Origin of the sequence: Sphingobacterium sp. FBM7-1 (assembly GCF_020687765.1) — a bacterium.
Lineage (GTDB): Bacteria > Bacteroidota > Bacteroidia > Sphingobacteriales > Sphingobacteriaceae > Sphingobacterium.
The window spans coordinates 140,333-159,934 of sequence record NZ_JAJEWJ010000001.1 but is presented as its reverse complement, the minus strand read 5'-3'; the positions used below and the strand labels follow the sequence as shown (position 1 = coordinate 159,934).

The window sequence follows — 19,602 nt, the reverse complement described above, 5'->3', positions numbered from 1 at the left end:
TAATAAGGGTTGGTGCAAATGTATAGTCCGATATTGAAAATAAAGTTCTTTGTAAAACAAACCCATGTTCGTAAACCTTGCCGATTATCATGGTTTACTTTCTTTTTTTTTCTCCGGGAAAAAGAAGCAAAACCGAACGAAGTGAGCTCATGGACACCAAAATAGATACGAGTCCATAAACCTCGCCGCTTCGGATGTTTACAGGAAGGAAAGTGCAAAAATTGAATAAGTACAGTTGTAAAACATCCGGATGCGGCCTTAAAATGCTAATAGGGGTTGGTGCAGATGTATAGTCCGATATTAAATAATAAAGTTCTTTGTAAAACAAACCCATGTTCGTAAACCTTGCCGATTATCATGTTTTACTTTCTTTTTTTTCGTGGAGAAAGAAGCAAAACCGAACGAAGTGAGCTCATGGACACCAAAATAAACACGACTCCATAAACCTCGCCGCTTCGGACGTTTTACATAAGGGAAAGTGCAAAAATTGATTAAGTGCAGTTGTAAAACATCCGGATGCGGCCTTAAAATGCTAATAGGGGTTGGTGCAGATGTATAGTCCGATATTAAATAATAAAGTGTAAAATTCCAACCGTATATCAATTGAAACAATACAAAAGCACTAGCCCCCTTTTAACTTTGACTGTCGCATCCAGCTATTTGAGATATGTAGAAATTCATCCTTAGTACTACCCATTAACTCAAATAGATGAAGCGACGATTTTTTGTCAACTTTTTTTAAAAAAAAGTTTAAAGGAAACTCTAAAACCACAGAGCCTCATCCATACCAAAAAAACAGACACGAATGGATAAAAAGTTAAAAGAAATATTTCTTAATTTAGCAATTAAATCAATTTATTATGTCTTTAGAACAACAGCTGATAACGCGAAGTAATAATACCTGCGAATTGTGTACGCGTGACAATAATTTGTCTGTCTACGCGGTTCCTCCGGCGGATCAGCAAACTGCAGATAACGTGATCTATGTATGCTCCACCTGTTTAGACCAAATCGAAAAACGGGAGCAGCTCGATTCGGCGCACTGGAAAGTCCTTTCGGAAACCATGTGGTCGGAGTATCCCGCCGTACAAGTAGTTGCATGGCGTATGTTAAGCCGGTTGCGTCATGAGGGGTGGGCCGCTGATAACCTGGATATGCTCTACTTGGATGATGAAAATTTAGAATGGGCAAAGAAAACGGGCGATCATGAGCAGGACGGCACGGTGCAGTTTCATGTCGATAGCAACGGCACCCGTCTCTACGAGGGAGATACCGTCGTACTCATCAAAACCTTGGATGTGAAAGGTTCTTCCATCTCGGCCAAATTAGGAACCGTGGTGAAAAACATCCGTTTAGTGCCGGATAACCCCGAACAGATTGAGGGAAAAGTCGAAGGACAAACCATTGTGATCTTAACGAAATACTTGCGTAAGGGCTAATATCCGAAGTAAAACCGGGGCAGATAGGCTACGCGAACAACTATTCCGCTAGCGTATCTGCCGCAACCGAATCTTGGCTGTCGTGCAGCATCTCGTCGGTCTCATTCAGATTATACCGAGATTTATCCATCTCCGTTATGGGTCCAGGCGATAGGGTGTCGGCATCGAGATCTGTCTCGTTCCTATTTCCGCTCGCACAGGACAGCAAGCAGCTTACTGCAAGCGGTATCATAAAATATTTTAGTGGATTGAACATATGCTTATTGCTTAAAAAGTGTACTAAATCGTTGCTCGCCCGCCCGTAGCCGGAATGGTTGCTCCAGAAACGTAAGAAGCGGCGTCCGACGCTAAGAATATATATACGGGAGCGATTTCCGCAGGCTGTCCCGGTCGGCCCATCGGGGTATCTTCACCAAATTTTTCGTGATCAGGAATCGTGCTCGGAATGAGCGGGGTCCATACCGGCCCAGGCGCCACGGCATTAACGCGTATACCCGAACCGTCTTGTAGAAACATTTGGGCCAGACTCGATGTGAAATTTTGGATAGCCCCTTTAGTGGCGGCGTAGGGCAGCAAACTGGGATTGGGGTTATAGGCATTTACCGAGGTGGTATTAATTATACTGGAACCTGGCGCCATATGTTTTTTTGCATATTTTACTAAGTAGAACATCGCGCTCATATTTACCTGAAACGTCTTGTTCCATTCCTCTTCGGAGATATCTTCTACGCCATCATAACTCATTTGATAAGCGGCATTGTTCACCAAAATATCAATTTTACCGAATTTGGCTACGGCTTGATCCACGATGCGTTTGCACTGGGCGTCGTTCCGTATGTTACCTTTAATGAGCAAAGCCGTACGCCCTGATCGTTCTACCCAGTCGCGCGTATCGAAAGCGTCCTCATCCTCTATATCATCCTTATAGGAAATCACAACATCTGCTCCTTCCCGCGCCATGGCGATGGCCACCGCTTTCCCAATGCCCGAGTCGCCGCCGGTAATGATGGCAACTTTGCCCAACAAGGTATCGCAACCGATGTAACTTTCTTCGCCATGATCGGGTCTTGGTTGCATGGCCGAGGTGATACCTGGTGGTTCCTGGGTTTGTTTGGGAAAAGGAGGTTTGGGGTACAAATCCTTCGGATTGCCTTTTTTGTAGGTATTCATAAATCTTTGTTTTAATAGCTTATTAATATCGTTTCCACATCATGTATCTTCTACCTAGACCGAACTAGTAGAAAAACACGAAGTAAATGATGGCGAGTATAAGCACTGCTATAAGAATCGTCCACTGAATGGTACGGGCGGCAGGCTTATCATCTGGTTCCTCTTTAGCAACTTCTGGCACCTCTTTACGGGGTACACCGTGCATGGATTCGTCCATTTCCATTTCATTGGGGTCTCTGCTATTTTCCATAACCTTATTTTTAAGTTTCTTATTTTTCACGCTAATCGCTAAGCGTTACTGTCTGACATAAAAACAACCTGCATCACATTTAAGTTTGGAAACCCATACATAACAAGTATTTATTACAGCAATACCTAACCGATGGAAGATTTAGTAAGTACTTCACCTCCGGCAAACCGTATAAAAACCCAAAACTTATTCCAATTGACAACGGTTCACTCTAAAAGATTTCAAGGTTAAAATATACAATCATGACAAAGAATCATGGAAAGTCCATTAAGGACGACGAAAAGTATGAGGCACTGCGCGACAAAGGCATGAGTAAAGAAAAAGCAGCCCGTATAGCCAATACACCAGACGCCAGTAAAAAAGGCGGAAAAGCTAGTCCGTTGGACGAGCGCACGAAAGAGGATTTACTTCAAGAAGCAAAAAAAATCGGGATCACCGGGCGGCATAAAATGAATAAATCTGAACTTATCCGTGCCATCCGTAATCATTAAAAGGCTGTGGACATTCAAAATACGACTTTACTGGCCCTGGTAGATTCGGGACTCCGTTATACATCACCCCAACAAAAGGGATATAGCCGGAAAGCCAAAGGGAATAGCTTTGTGTACCTGGATAAAGAAGACCAGCCGATTACTAACTCGCAGATACTGGCACGTATCCGCTCGCTAGTGCTCCCACCGGCCTGGCGAGATGTTTGGATCTGCGCATCTCCCAATGGACATTTACAGGCTACTGGCATAGATCTTAATAACCGAAAACAGTATAAATACCATCCAAAGTGGGTTGCGTTGCGAAGTGAAAAGAAGTTTTCGGACCTCTATGCTTTTGGGCGAAAACTCCCCTTGCTGAAAAAGAAACTAGCACAAGATCTACGAAAAAGAAAATTATCGCGCGACAAGGTCTGCGCGCTAGCCATCGCCATCATGGGCAAAACCTCTTTCCGCGCTGGAAATCGGTTTTATGAGAAAAATTATGGCTCGTACGGCTTAACGACCTTACGCAATAAACATATACAGCAGGTATCTGCCCATAAGGTGTTTTTTAAATTCGTCGGTAAAAAGGGTGTCGTACAACAATGTTTTTTGCGCGAAAAAGCCTTGGTACGGGTTTTAGCGAAAGTGAAAGACTTACCGGGGCAGTCGCTTTTCCAATATTATGACGAATACGGGGATATTAAGCCGCTAGATTCGGGTACTATTAACGATTACCTCAAGGAGGCTATGGCAGCGGAGGTAAGTTGCAAAACCTTCCGGACCTGGAATGGTTGCTTATTGGCGTTATCGTATATGACGGCCTTGCCCATCCCGGAAAACGTGACCGACCGAAAGAAGTACCTTATCCATATCATCGACCAGGTAGCGAAGGAACTCGGCAATACGCGGACGGTGACGCGGAATTACTACATTCATCCGCGCATTCTTTCAGCTTATGAGGAAGGCGCTTTAGATAAATGGATACAGCGTATGGGCAATAAAACGGAAATAAAGGAAAAAGCGGTACGAGACCGCTTAATGAAATTGTTAAAATAACTACGCTTTACTATTTGCAAGTTAAGCGGTCTCGCCGACATTCGCCTCTGACATGGCTATTTCTGTCAGCAGCTCATCGGTCTCTTTTTCCTCGGCTAGGGTTTGTCCGAGTAGGTCTTTCACCTCGTCGTGTCCCATTAGTTTTGCATAGGTCACGATACAACCGTAGCTAGCAATTTCGTAGTGTTCTACTTTTTGTGCGGCGGCGATCAACGCGGCATCCACCACTTCGGGACTACCTTGAAATTCCTCAACGATTTCTTCGGCTTCCACTAGCAGACCCTCCATAGCCTTACATTTTTTTCCGCGCCCGCTTAAGCCCAAGCTAGAAAGAGCAGTTTTTAAACGTTCTATATGATTTTCAGTCTGCTCGTAATGCGTCTTAAAGGCTTCTTTTAGCGTCGGACTTTCTGCGGCGCTTTCTAACTTTTTTAAACCTTTTAAAAGCTGACGCTCAGCGCCCATAATGTCGCGTAACTCGTCAACTAAAAGTTCGTGTAGATGTGCATTCGGCATATTGCCATTTCCTTTTGTCTGTGCCATAATTCCTATTGTTTATTTAGTAATAGAACAGCGCGGCTTTTCGATGGTTCGCCCTTTTTCTATTTTCCGTAATAATCGGTCGGCGGGCAGCGTACAAAGACCCGAGCCCGACGTATAAAACCCCGGGGGGAGTAACGCCCACCCGCATAAACGGAGGACGAATATCGGGCAAAAAAAAGAGGCAACTTTTCTTTAAAGTCGCCTCTTCTTCTTCTGACCTAATCGCTTACGCGATTATAAACAGGTTTCTTAATCCAGATTGTTTAACCAATCTTCTACTTCTTCTTTTGTTTTGCCTGTTTTCTTTTGCAGCGTACCTAGTAATTCATCTTCTTTACCTTCTGCATATAACAAGTCGTCATCTGTTATATCTGCATATTGTTGTTTAACTTTCCCTTTTAATTCGTTCCAACGACCTTTCCATGTTAACTTATTCATTGTTTCCTCCTTTTAATATATTGTCTATATAAAGAACGTGGCTGCTTCTTTTTAGTTCTGTTTTTTTCAAAAAATTATTTTTCGGCGCTGGCTGCCTAGATAGTTTTTCGGCCATCATCCGTTTGTTCTTCGTCCGCGTGGGCCACTTCAGGTAGCCAGGTCAACAGATCATGAAAAATACTGTTGCAGGTTTGAATAAGCACCGCGCTGGCGTTGCCTGAAAATTGCTTTTTGTAGATACGCTTTTCCTGTTTATACTGAAAAGCATAATAGACGGTGCCAACATTGCGTTTCTGCGTCGGATTTTTCGTCTTAAAGGCTAGCCCCGTAGTAGCCAGCAGAACCGTAGCTTCAGGGATATCTTGCCGGCTTAAGCCGTCGAGCATGCACAGGGTCACAACGGCCGACTCGGCGCAGTATTTTTCGATCGTATGCTCGGGAACGCCGAGTAATTTGGTTTTGCAATGGTTATCGTAACAGACCAACGAACCCAGGTAATAATCGCCACTATGAAACTCTAAGGACCATAGCGTACTTAAATAGCCGGCCGTCATACTTTCTGCGCATAAGAGTTTCAGACCGTGCTCCTTAAAAAATTTGCCACAGGCGGCTAAAGCTTCTTCAGCTATCTGCATGGTACATCTTGTTTTTAAGCTTTTTCTTCCTAATTCAGTAATCCGTTCTTAATAGCGAACTTGATCAATGCGGGCGTATTTTTTGACTTGGTTTTATCGATTAAATTCTGCCTATGCCCTTCTACCGTACGTTTGCTCAGAAACAGTTTTTGCGATATCTCTAGATTGGTTAACCCTTCCCCCAGCAGCTCCAAAACCTCCATCTCACGGGAGGAAAGCGACAGTTCAGCTGGATCTATTTTACGGAATTGAGATGCTTCTTTGTTAATCAACTTATCGACTAATTTCATCGTAAGTTCCTCGCAAAGGTAACGGCCACCTTTGGCTACATGATTTACACAAAAAAGCATTTCGTCTGCCGTGACATTCTTAATCAGATAGGCTCTCACTCCATATTGGAAACTTTGTGCAACGTGCTGTTCATCATCGAGCATCGATAATACAATGACGCGTATCCCGACGCCGCGCTGATTCAACGTTCGCATGAGTTCCAAACCGTCTACGTTATCCATCGTCAAATCGGTAATCAAAATATCGGCGCTTACGCCCGAATCCAATACGTCCAATATCTCCCTTCCACTCCCTACATCGGCCACCACTTCAAAATTTGCTTGGGTATCCAGCAACAGCTTGATTCCGTTGCGGACCACAAGGTGATCTTCGGCCAATAAAATTTTTGTTTTTTCCATGTTGCGTTTTAATCCTTTACTGCTTCTCTCTTCATCGAAACTGTCTGTTCAACAAATAACTTGCCGGAATGGTTTCGGGGTTTATGCAATTCCTTAAAAAAAATCAGCGGAGCGTTAGGTTATGCGCTTTGTTTTTAACGCTACTGCCCATTTCTGATGGTTACAGCGTGGGCAAGTGGAACCCAACAGGACAGCTTTGTACGCCTGTGTACAGCCGCAGTGCATGCAGGCTAACACGCCTGGATCGCTCGACAAATCGGCTTCCTTATAATTTTGAGGAAACAAAGGTAAACCGAAACGTACCTCGTCATCGGCATAAAATAACACACTCATCGTCCCATCGACTTCCAGTACAGCCGTTCTGACCTGGCCTAAGTGCTCCACGGATTGGTTGCGTAATTCGGCAAAGAACTCGAGGGTAGAAAAATCACGATCTTCATTTTTTACATTAAACACGCTGTTTTCGACCACAACTAGCTCTTGTCCCTCTAGCATGCGATGCACACGCAGGGATTTTGCTGCCATCCAGGTTAACGTTTTATAGATCCCCATTACGATTGCAAAAACAACAAATGCCTGAAAAATAGGAATGTCTTCCTGAAACATGGGGTCGCCGGCTGCAGATCCTAAACCGAGTATAATGGCCACCTCGAACAAGGTCAACTGACGAACGCCCCTCTTCCCAGAGATACGAAGAACCAATATGATCGTGACAAACATAATGGCGGTACGCAGGGCGACCTCGACCATAAAATGCCAGTCACCGTCGCCGAGGAATAGATTTTTAATATCCATGTGAAGTCTATTGTATGCGCTATAGTAGTAAGACAACATAGGATTCAAATAGTTTTCCGGAGAGTGGTATGGTAAAAAATATTTTTTTACGCTATCTTTAGGGCTATGTCATGGATATACTTAGACAATAACGCGACCACAAAGATGGATCCGGAGGTACTCGAGGCCATGCTGCCTTTTTTACAGGAATCGTATGGGAATGCCTCGAGTGTTCAGCACCGGATTGGACGGGAAGCTCACCGGGCCGTAGCCGAAGCACGGGAGCAGGTTGCGCAGACTTTAGGCGCCGCCGAAAGTGAAATTTTCTTTCATTCGGGTGCTACCGAGGGGATCAATACGGTACTACGTGGCGTGGCACAGGCTTATCTGCGCAAAGGAAAACACATCGTGACCTGCCAGACAGAGCATAAGGCTGTGCTAACCACCTGTGCCCAGTTGGAACGTAACGGCATGGAGATTACCTACCTACCGGTTGATCATACCGGCGCGATCAATTTGCAACTTCTTCAGAAAAGTATTCGGCCAGATACGGTGCTTGTTTGTCTCATGGCGGCCAACAACGAAACAGGGGTGATCCACCCGCTCTCGGCTATTGCCGAGCTATGCCAGGAAAAAAATGTACTGTTTTTTTGCGATGCCACACAATTGATCGGTAAAGCAACCATCGATGTGCGGCAGATTCCGATCGATATCCTAACGTTTAGCGCTCACAAATTCCACGGTCCTAAAGGGGTTGGCGCGTTATACGTACGCCGAAAACGCAGCCCCATACAAATCCCGTCCTTAATATCAGGGGGACAGCAGGAAGCCGGCTTCCGTGGTGGCACATTAAATGTGCCCTATATCGTAGGTTGTGGTAAGGCTTTAGCTTTGGCGACTCCTCACCCAACGATGGCACAATACCGGAACGAGCTGGAAAGGCAAGTCAAAGCCCAAATTCCCGAAGTTATTATCCATGGTGAACAGTCGCCTCGTTTGGCCAACACCAGCTTCATCGCTTTCCGGCACATTAAAGCCGCCGAGATCATGACGGGCATCCCCCATATTGCCCTCTCCTCTGGCTCGGCTTGTACATCCGGCTTGCTAGATCCTTCGCATGTATTGAAAGCCATGTCGGTGAGCGACGAAGACGCTTTCAGCAGTATCCGCATCAGCTTGAGTAAGTATACGACGGCCGCAGATATTCGACAAACGGTGGAGAGCTTGCAGGAAACTGTTCAGAAACTGCGGGCCGCCTCGCCTATCTGGCAACTCTTTAAAGATGGACTGATCGCGTAATACCGTGGTCAGTTTTCGCGGAAATTTGACATTCAGCAAACCGCGAAAATTGGAAGTCAACAAAAGATTAACGATTTTTGTATTCTTAAGCGCTAAAAAAAATGAACGAATTGGTAACAATCACAGATAAAGCAAAGCAACGTATCGAGCAAATCATGCAGCAAGAGAATTATGACCATAATTATTTTGTACGCGTTGCTGTGGAAAGTGGTGGATGTTCCGGCTTGTCCTACAAGTTGACCTTTGATAATGAAGAGAAAAAAGGAGACCAGTTTTGTGAAGATAAAGGCATAAGGGTCTGTCTCGATATTAAATCGTATCTCTATTTAGCCGGCACGGAACTTGATTATTCGGACGGATTGAACGGCAAAGGCTTTGAGTTCCACAACCCGAATGCATCGCGTACCTGCGCCTGTGGAGAGAGTTTTTCGGTATAAGGAACAAATAACCGGCTGAGTATAAACGTTTCGGATCTTGCTAGACGATATTTTAGTAATATTTTCAAAACATCCTTTGTTTTATTGTTAAAACCTTTATTTTTGCTGATAAAATTTAGGAAAATATCAATCTTCAAAATCTGGATTATGGTATTTTGAGGGCTAGCATTTTTATGGGACGTAACTTACTAAAAACAGAACAAGCGATTACGTTTGTTAAGCATACTTTTTCACAGAAATTAATTCAGGCGCTAAACCTTATTCCGGTTTCGTCTCCACTTGTTGTGCTCGACGGAACAGGCATCAATGATGATCTAAATGGCATCGAACGCCCAGTGGGCTTCCCTATTAAATCTTTAAATGAACAACGCGCTGTGGTCGTTCATTCGCTTGCAAAATGGAAACGTTTACGTTTGAAAGAGCTGGAAATAGAATCGGGGGAAGGAATTTTAACGGATATGCGTGCTTTACGTCCGGATGAAGACTACAGTCCGATACACTCGATCTATGTAGACCAATGGGATTGGGAAAAATGCATCGATAGTCAGGACCGTACATTTGCTTACCTAAAAGATACGGTGTTAAAGATCTATCAGGCGCTCTACGAAACAGAGCAAGAAGTGGAACAACGATATCCGGCCAAACAGGCTATTCTACCAAAGGATATTCATTTCATCTCCTCCGAAGAATTGCTGGCCAAATATCCTGACCTTACTCCAAAAGAGCGGGAAAACGCGATTGCTAAAGAATATGGAGCGGTATTTATATATGGTATTGGGGGCGAGCTTAGTAACGGTTTTCCGCACGACGGCCGCGCAGCGGATTACGATGACTGGAGTACGGAAAATGAGAACGGCTATAAAGGTCTCAATGGCGATATTCTCATATGGAATCCTATTCTCCACACGGCTTTTGAGCTTTCTTCTATGGGTATCCGGGTAGATAAAAAAGCATTATTACATCAGTTGGAATTGAGACACAGTATGGAAAGAACAAAACTTTCCTTTCATAGCATGTTGCTTAACGATGAGCTCCCTTCTGCTATAGGTGGAGGCATTGGCCAATCTCGCGTGTGCATGTTTATGCTAAAAAAGGCGCATATCGGGGAAGTGCAGGTGAGTATCTGGGATGATGCACAACGCGAAATACTGGCATCGCAAAACATCAACTTGTTATAACGATGTGCTTTGAGCCCTTTGGGCCTCGTGATATTTTATGTAAGTTTGCACTCATTATTTGGTTAAGAAAACAGACAATATGATTATACAACCACGTGTAAGAGGTTTTATCTGCTTGACTTCCCACCCGGAAGGAACAGCCCAACATGTTAAACAACAGATCGATTATGTAAAATCTAAGGGTAAAATAGCAAATGGCCCTAAGAAAGTATTGGTGATTGGTGCATCAACCGGTTTCGGTTTGGCATCCAGAATCACAGCGGCTTTCGGTTCTGACGCGGCTACCATTGGGGTATTTTTCGAAAAACCGGCAGCGCCGGGAAAACCGGGCACAGCAGGCTGGTATAATACGGCCGCTTTTGAAAAGGAGGCACAGGCTGCCGGACTTTACGCGAAAAGCATTAATGGCGACGCGTTCTCGGATGAAATCAAAAAGCAGACGATTGATCTTATTAAGGCAGACCTTGGTCAAGTGGATTTGATTGTATATTCGTTGGCATCACCCCGCCGGACACATCCGAAAACGGGTGTAGCGCATGCTTCCGTTTTGAAACCTATCGGGCAGTCTTTTACGGATAAGACGGTGGATTTCCATTCGGGCGTCGTTTCCGATATTTCTATTCAACCTGTAGAAAATGAAGAGGACATCCAAAATACCATTGCGGTTATGGGGGGCGAAGATTGGAAATTTTGGATGACGGAATTGAAAGCAGCAGGTGTGTTGGCGGAAGGTGTAAAAACGGTTGCCTATTCTTATATTGGGCCGGAGTTGACTTATCCGATATATAGAAACGGTACGATTGGTAAAGCAAAAGACGATTTAGAAGGTACCGTACCGGTTTTAAACGATTTATTAAAAGAATTAAATGGACGCAGCTATGTGTCTGTGAATAAAGCACTAGTAACACAATCAAGTTCTGCTATTCCGGTGGTGCCTCTTTATATTTCTTTACTCTACAAAGTGATGAAAGCAAAAGGGATACACGAAGGTACTATCGAACAGATGCAACGCTTGTTCGCAGATCGGCTTTATAACGGTAACGAAATTGCTTTAGACGAGAAGGGTCGAATCCGTGTAGATGACTGGGAAATGCGTGCAGATGTACAGAAAGAAGTAGCGGAATTATGGGGGCAGATTACGACAGAGAACTTGGAAGGGCTCGCAGATATCGCTGGCTATCGAAATGACTTCTTTAACTTATTCGGCTTCAATTTTGATGCGGTCGATTACGAGAAGGAAACGGAGGAAGTGGTGGCTATACCGAGTATCAAGGAAAACGCATAGTCACTTTGTGTAAGATAAAAAAAGGCAGAACGGATAGGATCCGTTCTGCCTTTTTTATTGATAATCGGTCGTCAGATGCTTCCCTGTCAATATCCGACTACTATACATGGAAAAAATATTTCATCTATTGGTATTTACAAGATAAATAAGGAACTTTACTTATCGACAGAAAGAACGATTCAAACTAACCGACCATGGCAAAAAATAAAAATCAAGCAGCACAAGAAACAGATGCTATTCCCGCGAAGAAACCCCGGAAAACCGTTGCCGGCCCTATTCGGGATAAGGAACGGACGAAACGGAGATTAATCGCGACTGTGGGAAAGGTCCTCCAAAAGTATACGTATGCCGGACTCACCATTACCAATATCGCGAAGGAATCTGGTCTAAACCCCAAGCTTATTTATCTTTATTTCGGGAATCTAGATGGTCTAATCGAAGCCTATATTCTGGAAAAGGATTTTTGGGCGGGCAAGCTCCGTTCGCATATTTCGGACCTTGCCGAAAATCCCAAACCGATTACTGCGGAAGATACCAATGATTTATTTCAACTACACTTTGACTCATTCCGGAAAGATAAATCCTTACAACGGGTTATCCATTGGGAAATGGGCGTGAAAAACAAGTTGTTGCGAAAAATTGCGGACGAGCGGGAAAACGTTAGTAAAGGTCCGCTTGAGCTTATCGCCCACCAGTTTGAAGGCAGCGATGTAGATATACAGGCTACATTAGCAATTGTTCTCGGAGGCATCTATTATTTAACGTTACATGCTAAAAACAACGGCAGTACGGTTAGTGGCATCGATATCAATGAAGATGAGGGTAGGCAAAGGATTGAAAGAACCATGCAAAGATTGATTTTCCGAGATTTCGAAGATGCCAAAAAGAAAAAAACGCCTCAAGGGAAAAAATAAAGGCGTATTTTTGTGACATGTCTATATTAAATCAAAAATTCGAAACAGTGCATGATACGGCACCGTTTTCAAAAATAAAAAACGAAGATTATATCCCGGCATTTGATTCTGCTATCGAAAAAACAAAAAAGGAGATTGATGCCATTATACAGATGGAGGATGTACCCACCTTCGAAAATACGATCGAAGCTCTGGCGTATTCAGGCATGGAACTTGAGCGCATCTCTTCTATCTTTTTCAACTTACATTCCGCAGAAACTAATGATGCGCTGGAGAAAATTGCGCAGGAAGTGGCACCGAAACTTTCGCAACTGGCCAACGATATCACGTTGAACCCGCAGCTGTTTGAGCGAATCAAAGTAGTCTATAACCAAAAAGACAGCCTTTCCTTAAGCGCCGAACAGCAAACCTTGCTGGAAAAATCTTATCGTGATTTCGTTCGAAATGGAGCACTGCTGGATGAAAAGAAAAAGGAAAGGTTACGCCAAATCGATGCAGAATTGGCGGTACTGACTCTGAAATTCGGGGAAAACGTACTGGCGGAAACCAACGCTTATCAACTGCATATAACCGACGAAGCGGATTTAGACGGACTTCCCGAAGGTACGATGGAAGCTGCCAGAGGAATTGCTGAAGCACAAGAAAAAATCGGTTGGATATTCACGTTGGATTATCCCAGCTATGTTCCTTTTGTGACCTATGCAAACAATCGTGCTCTTCGCAGGGAAATAGCCCTTGCGGCCGGTCGTAAAGCTTTTCAGGACAACACTTATAATAATGAAAAAAATATTCAGCATATTGTCCAATTACGTTTCCAACGGGCGCAGCTCTTGGGGTATGAAACCCATGCACATTTTGTTCTGGAAGAACGTATGGCTCAGCAACCGACTGATGTGCAAGCTTTTTTAAACGATTTGTTGCACAAAGCAAAGCCGGCAGCGGAACGGGAATTTCAGGAACTACAAGCTTTCGCACAGGAAATGCATGGCATCACGCAGTTGGAGAAATGGGACACTGCCTATTACAGCGAGAAACTGAAACAGAAAAAATTTAGCTTAGACGATGAATTGTTAAAGCCGTATTTTCAACTTGAAAAGGTTTTGAACGGTGTATTTACCATCGCGCAACGACTGTATGGAATACACTTCAAAGAGGTACAGCACATCGATAAATACCACGACGAGGTGCGTACCTTTGAGGTTTATGATGACAGCCAACACCTGGTTGCCGTATTCTATGCGGATTTCTTTCCACGAAAAGGGAAGCGTAACGGTGCTTGGATGACCTCCTTTAAACCCCAATATCGACAAGCGGATCAAGATCACCGCCCGCATGTAGCGATCGTGTGTAATTTTACCCGTCCTACAGCGACTAAACCCTCCTTACTAACCTTCAATGAGGTGACGACCCTCTTCCATGAATTCGGACATGCTTTACACGGCATGCTGGCCAACACCACCTACCCTAACCTATCCGGCACATCCGTATTCTGGGATTTTGTAGAGCTGCCGAGCCAGATCATGGAAAACTGGTGTTACGAAAAAGAAGCATTGGAACTGTTTGCTCAGCATTACCAAACAGATGAAACGATCCCGATGGAGCTTATTGATAAGATCAAAGCTTCGGCCTCTTTTATGGAAGGTATGGCCACGCTACGCCAACTGGGCTTCGGCTTGCTCGATATGGGCTGGCACGGCCAAAACCCCAGCGGGATCGACAATATTAAAGCATTTGAAACCAGCTGCCTCCATTCTACCCAGTTACTCCCAGATGTGAAAGAAAACGCAATAAGTCCCTCTTTTTCACATATTTTCAATGGAGGTTATGCTGCTGGATACTATAGCTATAAATGGGCGGAAGTATTGGATGCGGATGCGTTTGCTTATTTTCAGGAAAAAGGGATTTTTAACGAGACGGTTGCCAAAAAATTCAAGGACAACATCCTTTCTAAAGGAGGTATAGAACATCCTATGACGCTTTATAAGCGGTTCCGCGGAAAAGAACCTAGCGTAGATGCTTTATTGAAGCGGGCAGGATTAATCGTGTAATCGCTACAAATTTGGTTTAAAAATCGGGTTCATTTCCAAATACACAAAAATGTATTTAACTTTAGTTCAATAATCGTTGTATCTTAAATATATACTTATGAGCAAATTAGAAGAAAAAATCACTGCTTACGTAGCGGAAGCGAAAAAACTAAATCTTTCTCTTGATGAAAAACTAATTGCTGCGGTAGCGAAAGGATTGGGCCCCTCTATCTATAATGCAGATGCGGAGACTATTGCTTCCTCCGATCAAGCGGAACTTGATCGTGTGAAGAATAATTTTTTAGTGAAGAAGTTAGGTTTGACAGATAGCCCTGCTTTAGACTCAGCTATCGATGAGGTTATTGAACAAGTTGGAATATCAAACAGGAATAAATACCGCGCTATTGTTTACGCATTACTGGTTAAAAAATTCAATAAAGAAAGCGTGTATGCTTAGATAGACATGCATAAAGTAAGAAAGCTCGATTCGGATAACCGAATCGAGCTTTTTCTTTAGATACAAATACGAAACCTTACGATACTATTTCGTTTTCGATACGCGCTACTTTATTCCGTTTAGGGTACCACAACGACACAAAATAGACTGTTAATACCGCAAGCGGAAAAGAAATCAATGCCGGATTTTCCAATTGATGCCAGGCATTTGAAGCACCTAATCCATATCGATCCCACATGGTGGGCGAGGTTAAGATGATAAGCAACGAAGATAGGATACCGACGATAATCGATGCGGCAATCCCCTTTTCTGAGGTTTTCTTCCAAAAGAGTAAAAACAAAATAGCCGGCAAATTGGCGGAAGCCGCGATAGCAAACGCCCAACCTACTAAGAAGGAAACATTTATTCCTTTGAAAGCCATACCCAGAAGGATGGCAAAAATGCCGACAGCGAATGCCGCAATTTTTCCGACTTGAACTTTTTTGAGATCGCTTAAGTTCTTCTTCAGGTAAACGTCTATAAAATCATGCGCGATCGCTCCCGAAGATGCCACAATCAGTCCGGCGACGGTACCCAAGACAGTAGCAAAGGCTACCGCAGAAATAATAGAAAACAACACGGCACCAAAAGCACGCGCTAACAAGGGTGCCGACATGTTACTAGACTCTACATCCAGCACACCGTTCACGGCCGATCCTAGCCCCATAAAAAGCGTAAGGATATAAAAACCTCCTATAGCCGCTATCGCTAAAATAGTGGATTTTCGTGCGTCACGCGGTGTTTTTACGGTGTAATAACGGATAAGAATATGCGGTAAAGCGGCCGTCCCTAAAAATAAGGCGAGCATGAGGGATATGAAATCCAGCTTACTCCATAAAGTGGCATCACGACCAATTTTGTACTTGAGGCCGGGAAGCATAAAAGACGCGCCTGCGGTGGGTTGCTGATAGTATAGGGAAACTTCGTCATTTCCGTCGGGAAATTTCACCTGCAAAAAGCGAACGATCTCACTCTGCTGTAAAGTAGAGAGAAACTGAAACGGACTCAGCGCACCGGTCTCTTGTACTTCCTCTCCATTTACGATAATCTTACTCATGTGACCCACTTGATAAAACCGACGGCTCTCTTTCGGCTCGCCGTTGTATAAAATCGATCCGTCTGCCCGCTGTGTGACGGTCAACGTTTCCTTTAACACGGGGCCGTTCTGGCTCGCCGCTAGATCAAACCATCGCGCTACGCCGTCTTGCGATAGCTGGACAAATGTTTTATTTCCTACAGCTTGTTGTGAAATCACTTCCCAATTGGCTACGGCTATTATTTTTTCATTTTCTATTTCAGGACACAGTTCCATAAATGTATAATGGCCACTACTCCCTTTGAAATCAGGATTTAGCGTAAAGCCATTTTTTAGGATAAAAAACGTCAGCACCAAGGAGAGTATAATCAACAGTCCCCCTTTTAGAAATTGCACGTAGGTCGTCGAGGCCATCCCTGCACTCGCTACGATAATAATCACAATGGCCCCCACCAGCAGAACCCCTGCCCAGTGCGGCATACCCAGAAGTGGCATCACCAAATCGCCGGCACCTACCATTTGGGGAATAAGATAGAAGATGGAAACGATTAGCGTACTGATCGACGCAGAAAGGGTGATCGCCCGCGAATTGAATTTGGAGTTTAGCGCATCAGTGAAGGTATATTTACCTAGTCGCTTAAAGGGTTCCGCAATGAGAAATAGCGCCACAATCCAACCGGCCAAAAAACCAATAGCATATAAAAATCCATCGAAGCCGGATACGGCAATCATTCCGCATATTCCTAAGAAGGACGCGGCAGATAGATAGTCGCCAGCAAACGCAATTCCATTTACACCCCAGTGAATCTGTCCACCTGCGGCAAAATAAGAGGAGGAGGAACTTGTCTTCCTTCCAAAATAGAAGGAAAGCCCCACTACCAAACCCACAAAAATAAAGAAGAATATCAGTGCGGTATACGAAATTTCATAAATCATGCAACACCTCCACCTTCGATCTCATTTGATGGTTCTGCATCAGCTTCATCCTCGTATTTCGTACAGTAATAATTGTATACGACACCGAGAATAACGGCAAAGATGATGAGGCCAATTCCGTAAGCTAAGGCTAAATTGAGCCCGCCCAGTACCTGTATGGCCAATAGTTCGTATTGGAACACACCAATGGCGACGAACCCTGCATAACAAATAAGATAGATGAAAAATAAGCGTATCCCCAAAACAGATTTTCGCTTAGTCAGACTTTCCTTTTCTGTAGACGTATTGTTAACGTGCATAATAATATTTTGGAACGGTTTATAAATTGAAACTCCGGCTGTATGATTGTATTATACAGCCGACACACAAACAAATGTAACCAAAAACAGGAAAAATGTATAAGATTTTTGAAATTTAATTTAGGGCCTGTTTCACAATTAATTCTACATAGAAATAACCTAAACGCTTACCGTACCGCAAATGATAACGTTGCGGAGCCAAAAGCTCCAGACGTTCTTTAACGTTGGAAAGTCCAATGCCGCTTCCCGGACGGCTTCTTCGCTGATCATCATATTTATTGATCGCGCAAAAAGTAAACTGCTCTTCCTGACAATCAATTTTTATTTTAATCGCACGACCGCTAGGATTTACGGAGGCGTATTTCAAAATATTGTCCATAAAACTCAAGAGCAAAACGGAAGGAACCTGATGTTCTTCCACCGAGCCTTTCTTCACGTATTCCACCACATTGGTACGCCCGTATTGAAGACGCAGTACGTCCACTAAACTTTCTACTTGATTCAGTTCCTCCCGCAGATTGATCATCGTTTGACGAGCCTGTGTTTTCTCATAACTATAGCGCTGGACACTTCCTAATCGCCCCAAGGACCGGGCAAACTCCCAATTCCCCCTCAACGCCAATTGATTGGCAATGGATGAAAGGACGTTATACTGGAAATGGCCATCCAGTACGAACCGTAATTGTTGTTCCTTAAGCGCGCTGTTCTCGCTTTTTTGCTGCTGCAGGAGCGAGATGGAACGGATTCCCCAAAGTATTAACCGGAATAGAAACACATGTATCAGTAATTTGCAATATTCGACGATCAAGGTTCCGAAAAGGTCTGTCCAGGTCAATCTATATTCACTGTTATAGAACACTACATCATACAAGGGGAACAATTTATAGATCACTAGGTAAGTTAAACTCACCAAAGTAGGATAAAACAGAAGTAACAGAAGAAAACAAAATTGCCAGGCGCGTTTCGCTGCACAATAACTTACGATGTACCACACCGTATAAAAAAGAGGAATATAGAGCGCTAAAAAACTAGCCGCCGCCAGATAAATGTTTCCTTCAAATTCACTTGTTTGGTTACGGGAGACCGTTAACCCATAATAAGCAATCCAACCTATAAGATGGATAAGGATACGGATAGGGGCTGTAACGGCCGTTATGTTTTTCATCAGGGTTGAATAAGGTAGTACTTCAACCGTTAAAACTACTAAAAAAAATTAATTTTTTAGCTGTCCAGTGAAACGTTTCCATTTATAGAGGCACCAAAACGACCATTTACCGATCTCCTGACAAGTATATTGGGGACTAATCATGACGTAATATCTTGTTCCAACGCGACACGGCCAGTACGTTTGCGTCCTTCTTTTACTTTGGTCGACGGGCATGGTATGCACATAGAGCCAGCCCTCCCACATCGCCACCTGATGCCTAATAACTTCCTGCAAATGAGTATATAACCCCCGAAATACACGTGCGCTATAATCTTCTAAGAACTCGCCGCTTGTAGGCAGAATAGCAGGATAACCCTGATAGCATATTTCATCTGCTTCATTCAACCCCGATAGGATGGGATAAATAGGAATTTGGCGTTTATAAGAAAGTACGGCCAAGCCTTTTCGTACCCGGAGATCGCTCTGAAAGAAAGGTACTTCCTCCATATCAGACCCATCTTTAGCAGTTCCAGCTCCGTGGTTGCCGTCCATATATACAACAATATGATAGCCATCGCGAATAGCTGCCAGAATTTTCAGCAGGCTATTGCCGGCATCGGCATCGATCAGTTGCAGTCGACCAACATCATTCATTTGCTGATGCTGTGCAAATAAATATTCCCCCTGCTCCGCCAAAATCTCTCGAGACATCAATACCGCTACATTTAAACCTTGCGTATACATCACCCGGCTGAGCAGCCGATACGAACCGGTATGAAAAGTAGCTACGATACCCGGGGCATCTTTTATTTGTCGGACGTAAGTCTGCAATTCGGCCAGGACGTCTTCTTGAACGGGTAAAACAGTAGCCATCTGATCGTCTGCCGCGCGGTATTTTGACGATATCAAGCGTTGGTAAATCTGTGGATAATCGCGAGCATCTATCTCGGGACGGAAACGGTATAGGTTCGCCGCAAAGAGCGCGTACAGCCATGACGTGGCTCCATCACTCCCATCCACAGCACCATTCTCCAAAGCATCCATGATGATGAAGTTAAAATAAGTAATGCGTTCTTAAAAC

Annotated in this window: 22 protein-coding genes; 10 read left to right on the top strand and 12 right to left on the bottom strand. The window is 44.0% G+C overall.

Going from position 1 to position 19,602, the window contains the following annotated elements; genetic code table 11:
• Positions 1-860 precede the first annotated feature (860 nt).
• Positions 861-1,439 carry a PhnA domain-containing protein gene (locus tag LKO28_RS00775; RefSeq protein ID WP_227692608.1) on the top strand — a complete coding sequence of 193 codons (579 nt, stop codon included), beginning with the start codon at positions 861-863 and terminating at the stop codon, positions 1,437-1,439.
• A 40-nt stretch (positions 1,440-1,479) separates the two neighbouring features.
• Here LKO28_RS00775 and LKO28_RS00770 read toward each other — a convergent pair whose 3' ends face one another.
• From LKO28_RS00770 to LKO28_RS00760, 3 genes are all read right to left on the bottom strand, one after another.
• A complete protein-coding gene (locus LKO28_RS00770; protein WP_227692607.1) occupies positions 1,480-1,695 on the bottom strand; it encodes a hypothetical protein in 216 nt (71 codons plus the stop codon).
• 23 nt (positions 1,696-1,718) lie between these two features.
• A complete protein-coding gene (locus LKO28_RS00765) occupies positions 1,719-2,609 on the bottom strand; it encodes an SDR family oxidoreductase (protein ID WP_227692606.1) in 891 nt (296 codons plus the stop codon).
• Positions 2,610-2,673: 64 nt separating this feature from the next.
• A complete protein-coding gene (locus LKO28_RS00760; RefSeq protein ID WP_227692605.1) occupies positions 2,674-2,859 on the bottom strand; it encodes a hypothetical protein in 186 nt (61 codons plus the stop codon).
• Positions 2,860-3,101: 242 nt separating this feature from the next.
• On the opposite strand from LKO28_RS00760, the gene LKO28_RS00755 reads away from it, so the two are divergent.
• Together LKO28_RS00755 and LKO28_RS00750 are read left to right on the top strand one after the other, a co-directional pair.
• Entirely contained in the window at positions 3,102-3,350 is a 249-nt protein-coding gene (locus LKO28_RS00755; RefSeq protein ID WP_227692604.1) for a Rho termination factor N-terminal domain-containing protein, read from the top strand.
• A gap of 6 nt (positions 3,351-3,356) precedes the next feature.
• The gene (locus LKO28_RS00750) at positions 3,357-4,388 is read left to right on the top strand and encodes a DNA topoisomerase IB (RefSeq protein ID WP_227692603.1); all 1,032 of its coding nucleotides are present in this window, start codon (positions 3,357-3,359) and stop codon (positions 4,386-4,388) included.
• 21 nt (positions 4,389-4,409) lie between these two features.
• Here the strand turns inward: LKO28_RS00750 and LKO28_RS00745 are convergent, their stop codons facing one another.
• From LKO28_RS00745 to LKO28_RS00725, 5 genes are all read right to left on the bottom strand, one after another.
• Positions 4,410-4,931: a ferritin-like domain-containing protein gene (locus LKO28_RS00745; RefSeq protein ID WP_227692602.1), complete on the bottom strand. Its 522-nt coding sequence runs from the start codon at positions 4,929-4,931 to the stop codon at positions 4,410-4,412.
• 249 nt (positions 4,932-5,180) lie between these two features.
• Positions 5,181-5,369, bottom strand: coding sequence for a CsbD family protein (locus LKO28_RS00740; protein ID WP_227692601.1), 189 nt, complete (start codon positions 5,367-5,369; stop codon positions 5,181-5,183).
• A 95-nt stretch (positions 5,370-5,464) separates the two neighbouring features.
• Positions 5,465-6,004, bottom strand: coding sequence for a CinA family protein (locus tag LKO28_RS00735; protein ID WP_227692600.1), 540 nt, complete (start codon positions 6,002-6,004; stop codon positions 5,465-5,467).
• Positions 6,005-6,033: 29 nt separating this feature from the next.
• Positions 6,034-6,693 (bottom strand): response regulator transcription factor, encoded by a 660-nt coding sequence (locus LKO28_RS00730; RefSeq protein WP_227692599.1) that lies wholly within the window; start codon positions 6,691-6,693, stop codon positions 6,034-6,036.
• Between the two features lie 114 nt (positions 6,694-6,807).
• Entirely contained in the window at positions 6,808-7,488 is a 681-nt protein-coding gene (locus LKO28_RS00725) for a DUF421 domain-containing protein (RefSeq protein WP_227692598.1), read from the bottom strand.
• Between the two features lie 105 nt (positions 7,489-7,593).
• Between LKO28_RS00725 and LKO28_RS00720 the strand changes: the two genes are divergently transcribed.
• The 7 genes from LKO28_RS00720 to LKO28_RS00690 all read left to right on the top strand — a co-directional run bounded on the left by LKO28_RS00720 (position 7,594) and on the right by LKO28_RS00690 (position 15,064).
• Positions 7,594-8,766 carry a cysteine desulfurase family protein gene (locus tag LKO28_RS00720; protein ID WP_227692597.1) on the top strand — a complete coding sequence of 391 codons (1,173 nt, stop codon included), beginning with the start codon at positions 7,594-7,596 and terminating at the stop codon, positions 8,764-8,766.
• 110 nt (positions 8,767-8,876) lie between these two features.
• Complete coding sequence (locus LKO28_RS00715; RefSeq protein ID WP_227693534.1) at positions 8,877-9,203, top strand: HesB/IscA family protein; 327 nt, start codon at positions 8,877-8,879, stop codon at positions 9,201-9,203.
• Between the two features lie 173 nt (positions 9,204-9,376).
• The gene (asnA, locus tag LKO28_RS00710) at positions 9,377-10,381 is read left to right on the top strand and encodes an aspartate--ammonia ligase (protein ID WP_227692596.1); all 1,005 of its coding nucleotides are present in this window, start codon (positions 9,377-9,379) and stop codon (positions 10,379-10,381) included.
• Between the two features lie 79 nt (positions 10,382-10,460).
• On the top strand, positions 10,461-11,666 hold the full coding sequence (gene fabV / locus LKO28_RS00705; RefSeq protein ID WP_227692595.1) for an enoyl-ACP reductase FabV: 1,206 nt from the start codon (positions 10,461-10,463) through the stop codon (positions 11,664-11,666).
• A 194-nt stretch (positions 11,667-11,860) separates the two neighbouring features.
• Complete coding sequence (locus LKO28_RS00700; protein ID WP_227692594.1) at positions 11,861-12,580, top strand: TetR/AcrR family transcriptional regulator; 720 nt, start codon at positions 11,861-11,863, stop codon at positions 12,578-12,580.
• 17 nt (positions 12,581-12,597) lie between these two features.
• Complete coding sequence (locus tag LKO28_RS00695; protein WP_227692593.1) at positions 12,598-14,628, top strand: M3 family metallopeptidase; 2,031 nt, start codon at positions 12,598-12,600, stop codon at positions 14,626-14,628.
• A gap of 97 nt (positions 14,629-14,725) precedes the next feature.
• Positions 14,726-15,064: a DUF2853 family protein gene (locus LKO28_RS00690; protein WP_227692592.1), complete on the top strand. Its 339-nt coding sequence runs from the start codon at positions 14,726-14,728 to the stop codon at positions 15,062-15,064.
• Positions 15,065-15,140: 76 nt separating this feature from the next.
• Here LKO28_RS00690 and LKO28_RS00685 read toward each other — a convergent pair whose 3' ends face one another.
• The 4 genes from LKO28_RS00685 to LKO28_RS00670 form a co-directional block, all read right to left on the bottom strand.
• Positions 15,141-17,075: a cation acetate symporter gene (locus LKO28_RS00685; RefSeq protein ID WP_227692591.1), complete on the bottom strand. Its 1,935-nt coding sequence runs from the start codon at positions 17,073-17,075 to the stop codon at positions 15,141-15,143.
• A complete protein-coding gene (locus LKO28_RS00680; protein ID WP_227692590.1) occupies positions 17,072-17,374 on the bottom strand; it encodes a DUF485 domain-containing protein in 303 nt (100 codons plus the stop codon). The genes LKO28_RS00685 and LKO28_RS00680 overlap by 4 nt, the downstream gene beginning before the upstream one ends.
• Before the next feature lie 115 nt (positions 17,375-17,489).
• Positions 17,490-18,539 carry a histidine kinase gene (locus LKO28_RS00675; RefSeq protein ID WP_227692589.1) on the bottom strand — a complete coding sequence of 350 codons (1,050 nt, stop codon included), beginning with the start codon at positions 18,537-18,539 and terminating at the stop codon, positions 17,490-17,492.
• A gap of 48 nt (positions 18,540-18,587) precedes the next feature.
• The gene (locus LKO28_RS00670; protein WP_227692588.1) at positions 18,588-19,565 is read right to left on the bottom strand and encodes a hypothetical protein; all 978 of its coding nucleotides are present in this window, start codon (positions 19,563-19,565) and stop codon (positions 18,588-18,590) included.
• Positions 19,566-19,602: the final 37 nt, after the last annotated feature.

What these genes read in the sequence shown, in the direction of transcription:
- LKO28_RS00775 (WP_227692608.1), top strand. Translation starts at nt 861, where the DNA reads ATGTCTTTAGAACAACAGCTGATAACGCGAAGTAATAATACCTGCGAA.
- LKO28_RS00770 (WP_227692607.1), bottom strand. Translation starts at nt 1,695, where the DNA reads ATGTTCAATCCACTAAAATATTTTATGATACCGCTTGCAGTAAGCTGC.
- LKO28_RS00765 (WP_227692606.1), bottom strand. Translation starts at nt 2,609, where the DNA reads ATGAATACCTACAAAAAAGGCAATCCGAAGGATTTGTACCCCAAACCT.
- LKO28_RS00760 (WP_227692605.1), bottom strand. Translation starts at nt 2,859, where the DNA reads ATGGAAAATAGCAGAGACCCCAATGAAATGGAAATGGACGAATCCATG.
- LKO28_RS00755 (WP_227692604.1), top strand. Translation starts at nt 3,102, where the DNA reads ATGACAAAGAATCATGGAAAGTCCATTAAGGACGACGAAAAGTATGAG.
- LKO28_RS00745 (WP_227692602.1), bottom strand. Translation starts at nt 4,931, where the DNA reads ATGGCACAGACAAAAGGAAATGGCAATATGCCGAATGCACATCTACAC.
- LKO28_RS00740 (WP_227692601.1), bottom strand. Translation starts at nt 5,369, where the DNA reads ATGAATAAGTTAACATGGAAAGGTCGTTGGAACGAATTAAAAGGGAAA.
- LKO28_RS00735 (WP_227692600.1), bottom strand. Translation starts at nt 6,004, where the DNA reads ATGCAGATAGCTGAAGAAGCTTTAGCCGCCTGTGGCAAATTTTTTAAG.
- LKO28_RS00730 (WP_227692599.1), bottom strand. Translation starts at nt 6,693, where the DNA reads ATGGAAAAAACAAAAATTTTATTGGCCGAAGATCACCTTGTGGTCCGC.
- LKO28_RS00725 (WP_227692598.1), bottom strand. Translation starts at nt 7,488, where the DNA reads ATGGATATTAAAAATCTATTCCTCGGCGACGGTGACTGGCATTTTATG.
- LKO28_RS00720 (WP_227692597.1), top strand. Translation starts at nt 7,594, where the DNA reads ATGTCATGGATATACTTAGACAATAACGCGACCACAAAGATGGATCCG.
- asnA (WP_227692596.1), top strand. Translation starts at nt 9,377, where the DNA reads ATGGGACGTAACTTACTAAAAACAGAACAAGCGATTACGTTTGTTAAG.
- fabV (WP_227692595.1), top strand. Translation starts at nt 10,461, where the DNA reads ATGATTATACAACCACGTGTAAGAGGTTTTATCTGCTTGACTTCCCAC.
- LKO28_RS00700 (WP_227692594.1), top strand. Translation starts at nt 11,861, where the DNA reads ATGGCAAAAAATAAAAATCAAGCAGCACAAGAAACAGATGCTATTCCC.
- LKO28_RS00695 (WP_227692593.1), top strand. Translation starts at nt 12,598, where the DNA reads ATGTCTATATTAAATCAAAAATTCGAAACAGTGCATGATACGGCACCG.
- LKO28_RS00690 (WP_227692592.1), top strand. Translation starts at nt 14,726, where the DNA reads ATGAGCAAATTAGAAGAAAAAATCACTGCTTACGTAGCGGAAGCGAAA.
- LKO28_RS00685 (WP_227692591.1), bottom strand. Translation starts at nt 17,075, where the DNA reads ATGATTTATGAAATTTCGTATACCGCACTGATATTCTTCTTTATTTTT.
- LKO28_RS00680 (WP_227692590.1), bottom strand. Translation starts at nt 17,374, where the DNA reads ATGCACGTTAACAATACGTCTACAGAAAAGGAAAGTCTGACTAAGCGA.
- LKO28_RS00675 (WP_227692589.1), bottom strand. Translation starts at nt 18,539, where the DNA reads ATGAAAAACATAACGGCCGTTACAGCCCCTATCCGTATCCTTATCCAT.
- LKO28_RS00670 (WP_227692588.1), bottom strand. Translation starts at nt 19,565, where the DNA reads ATGGATGCTTTGGAGAATGGTGCTGTGGATGGGAGTGATGGAGCCACG.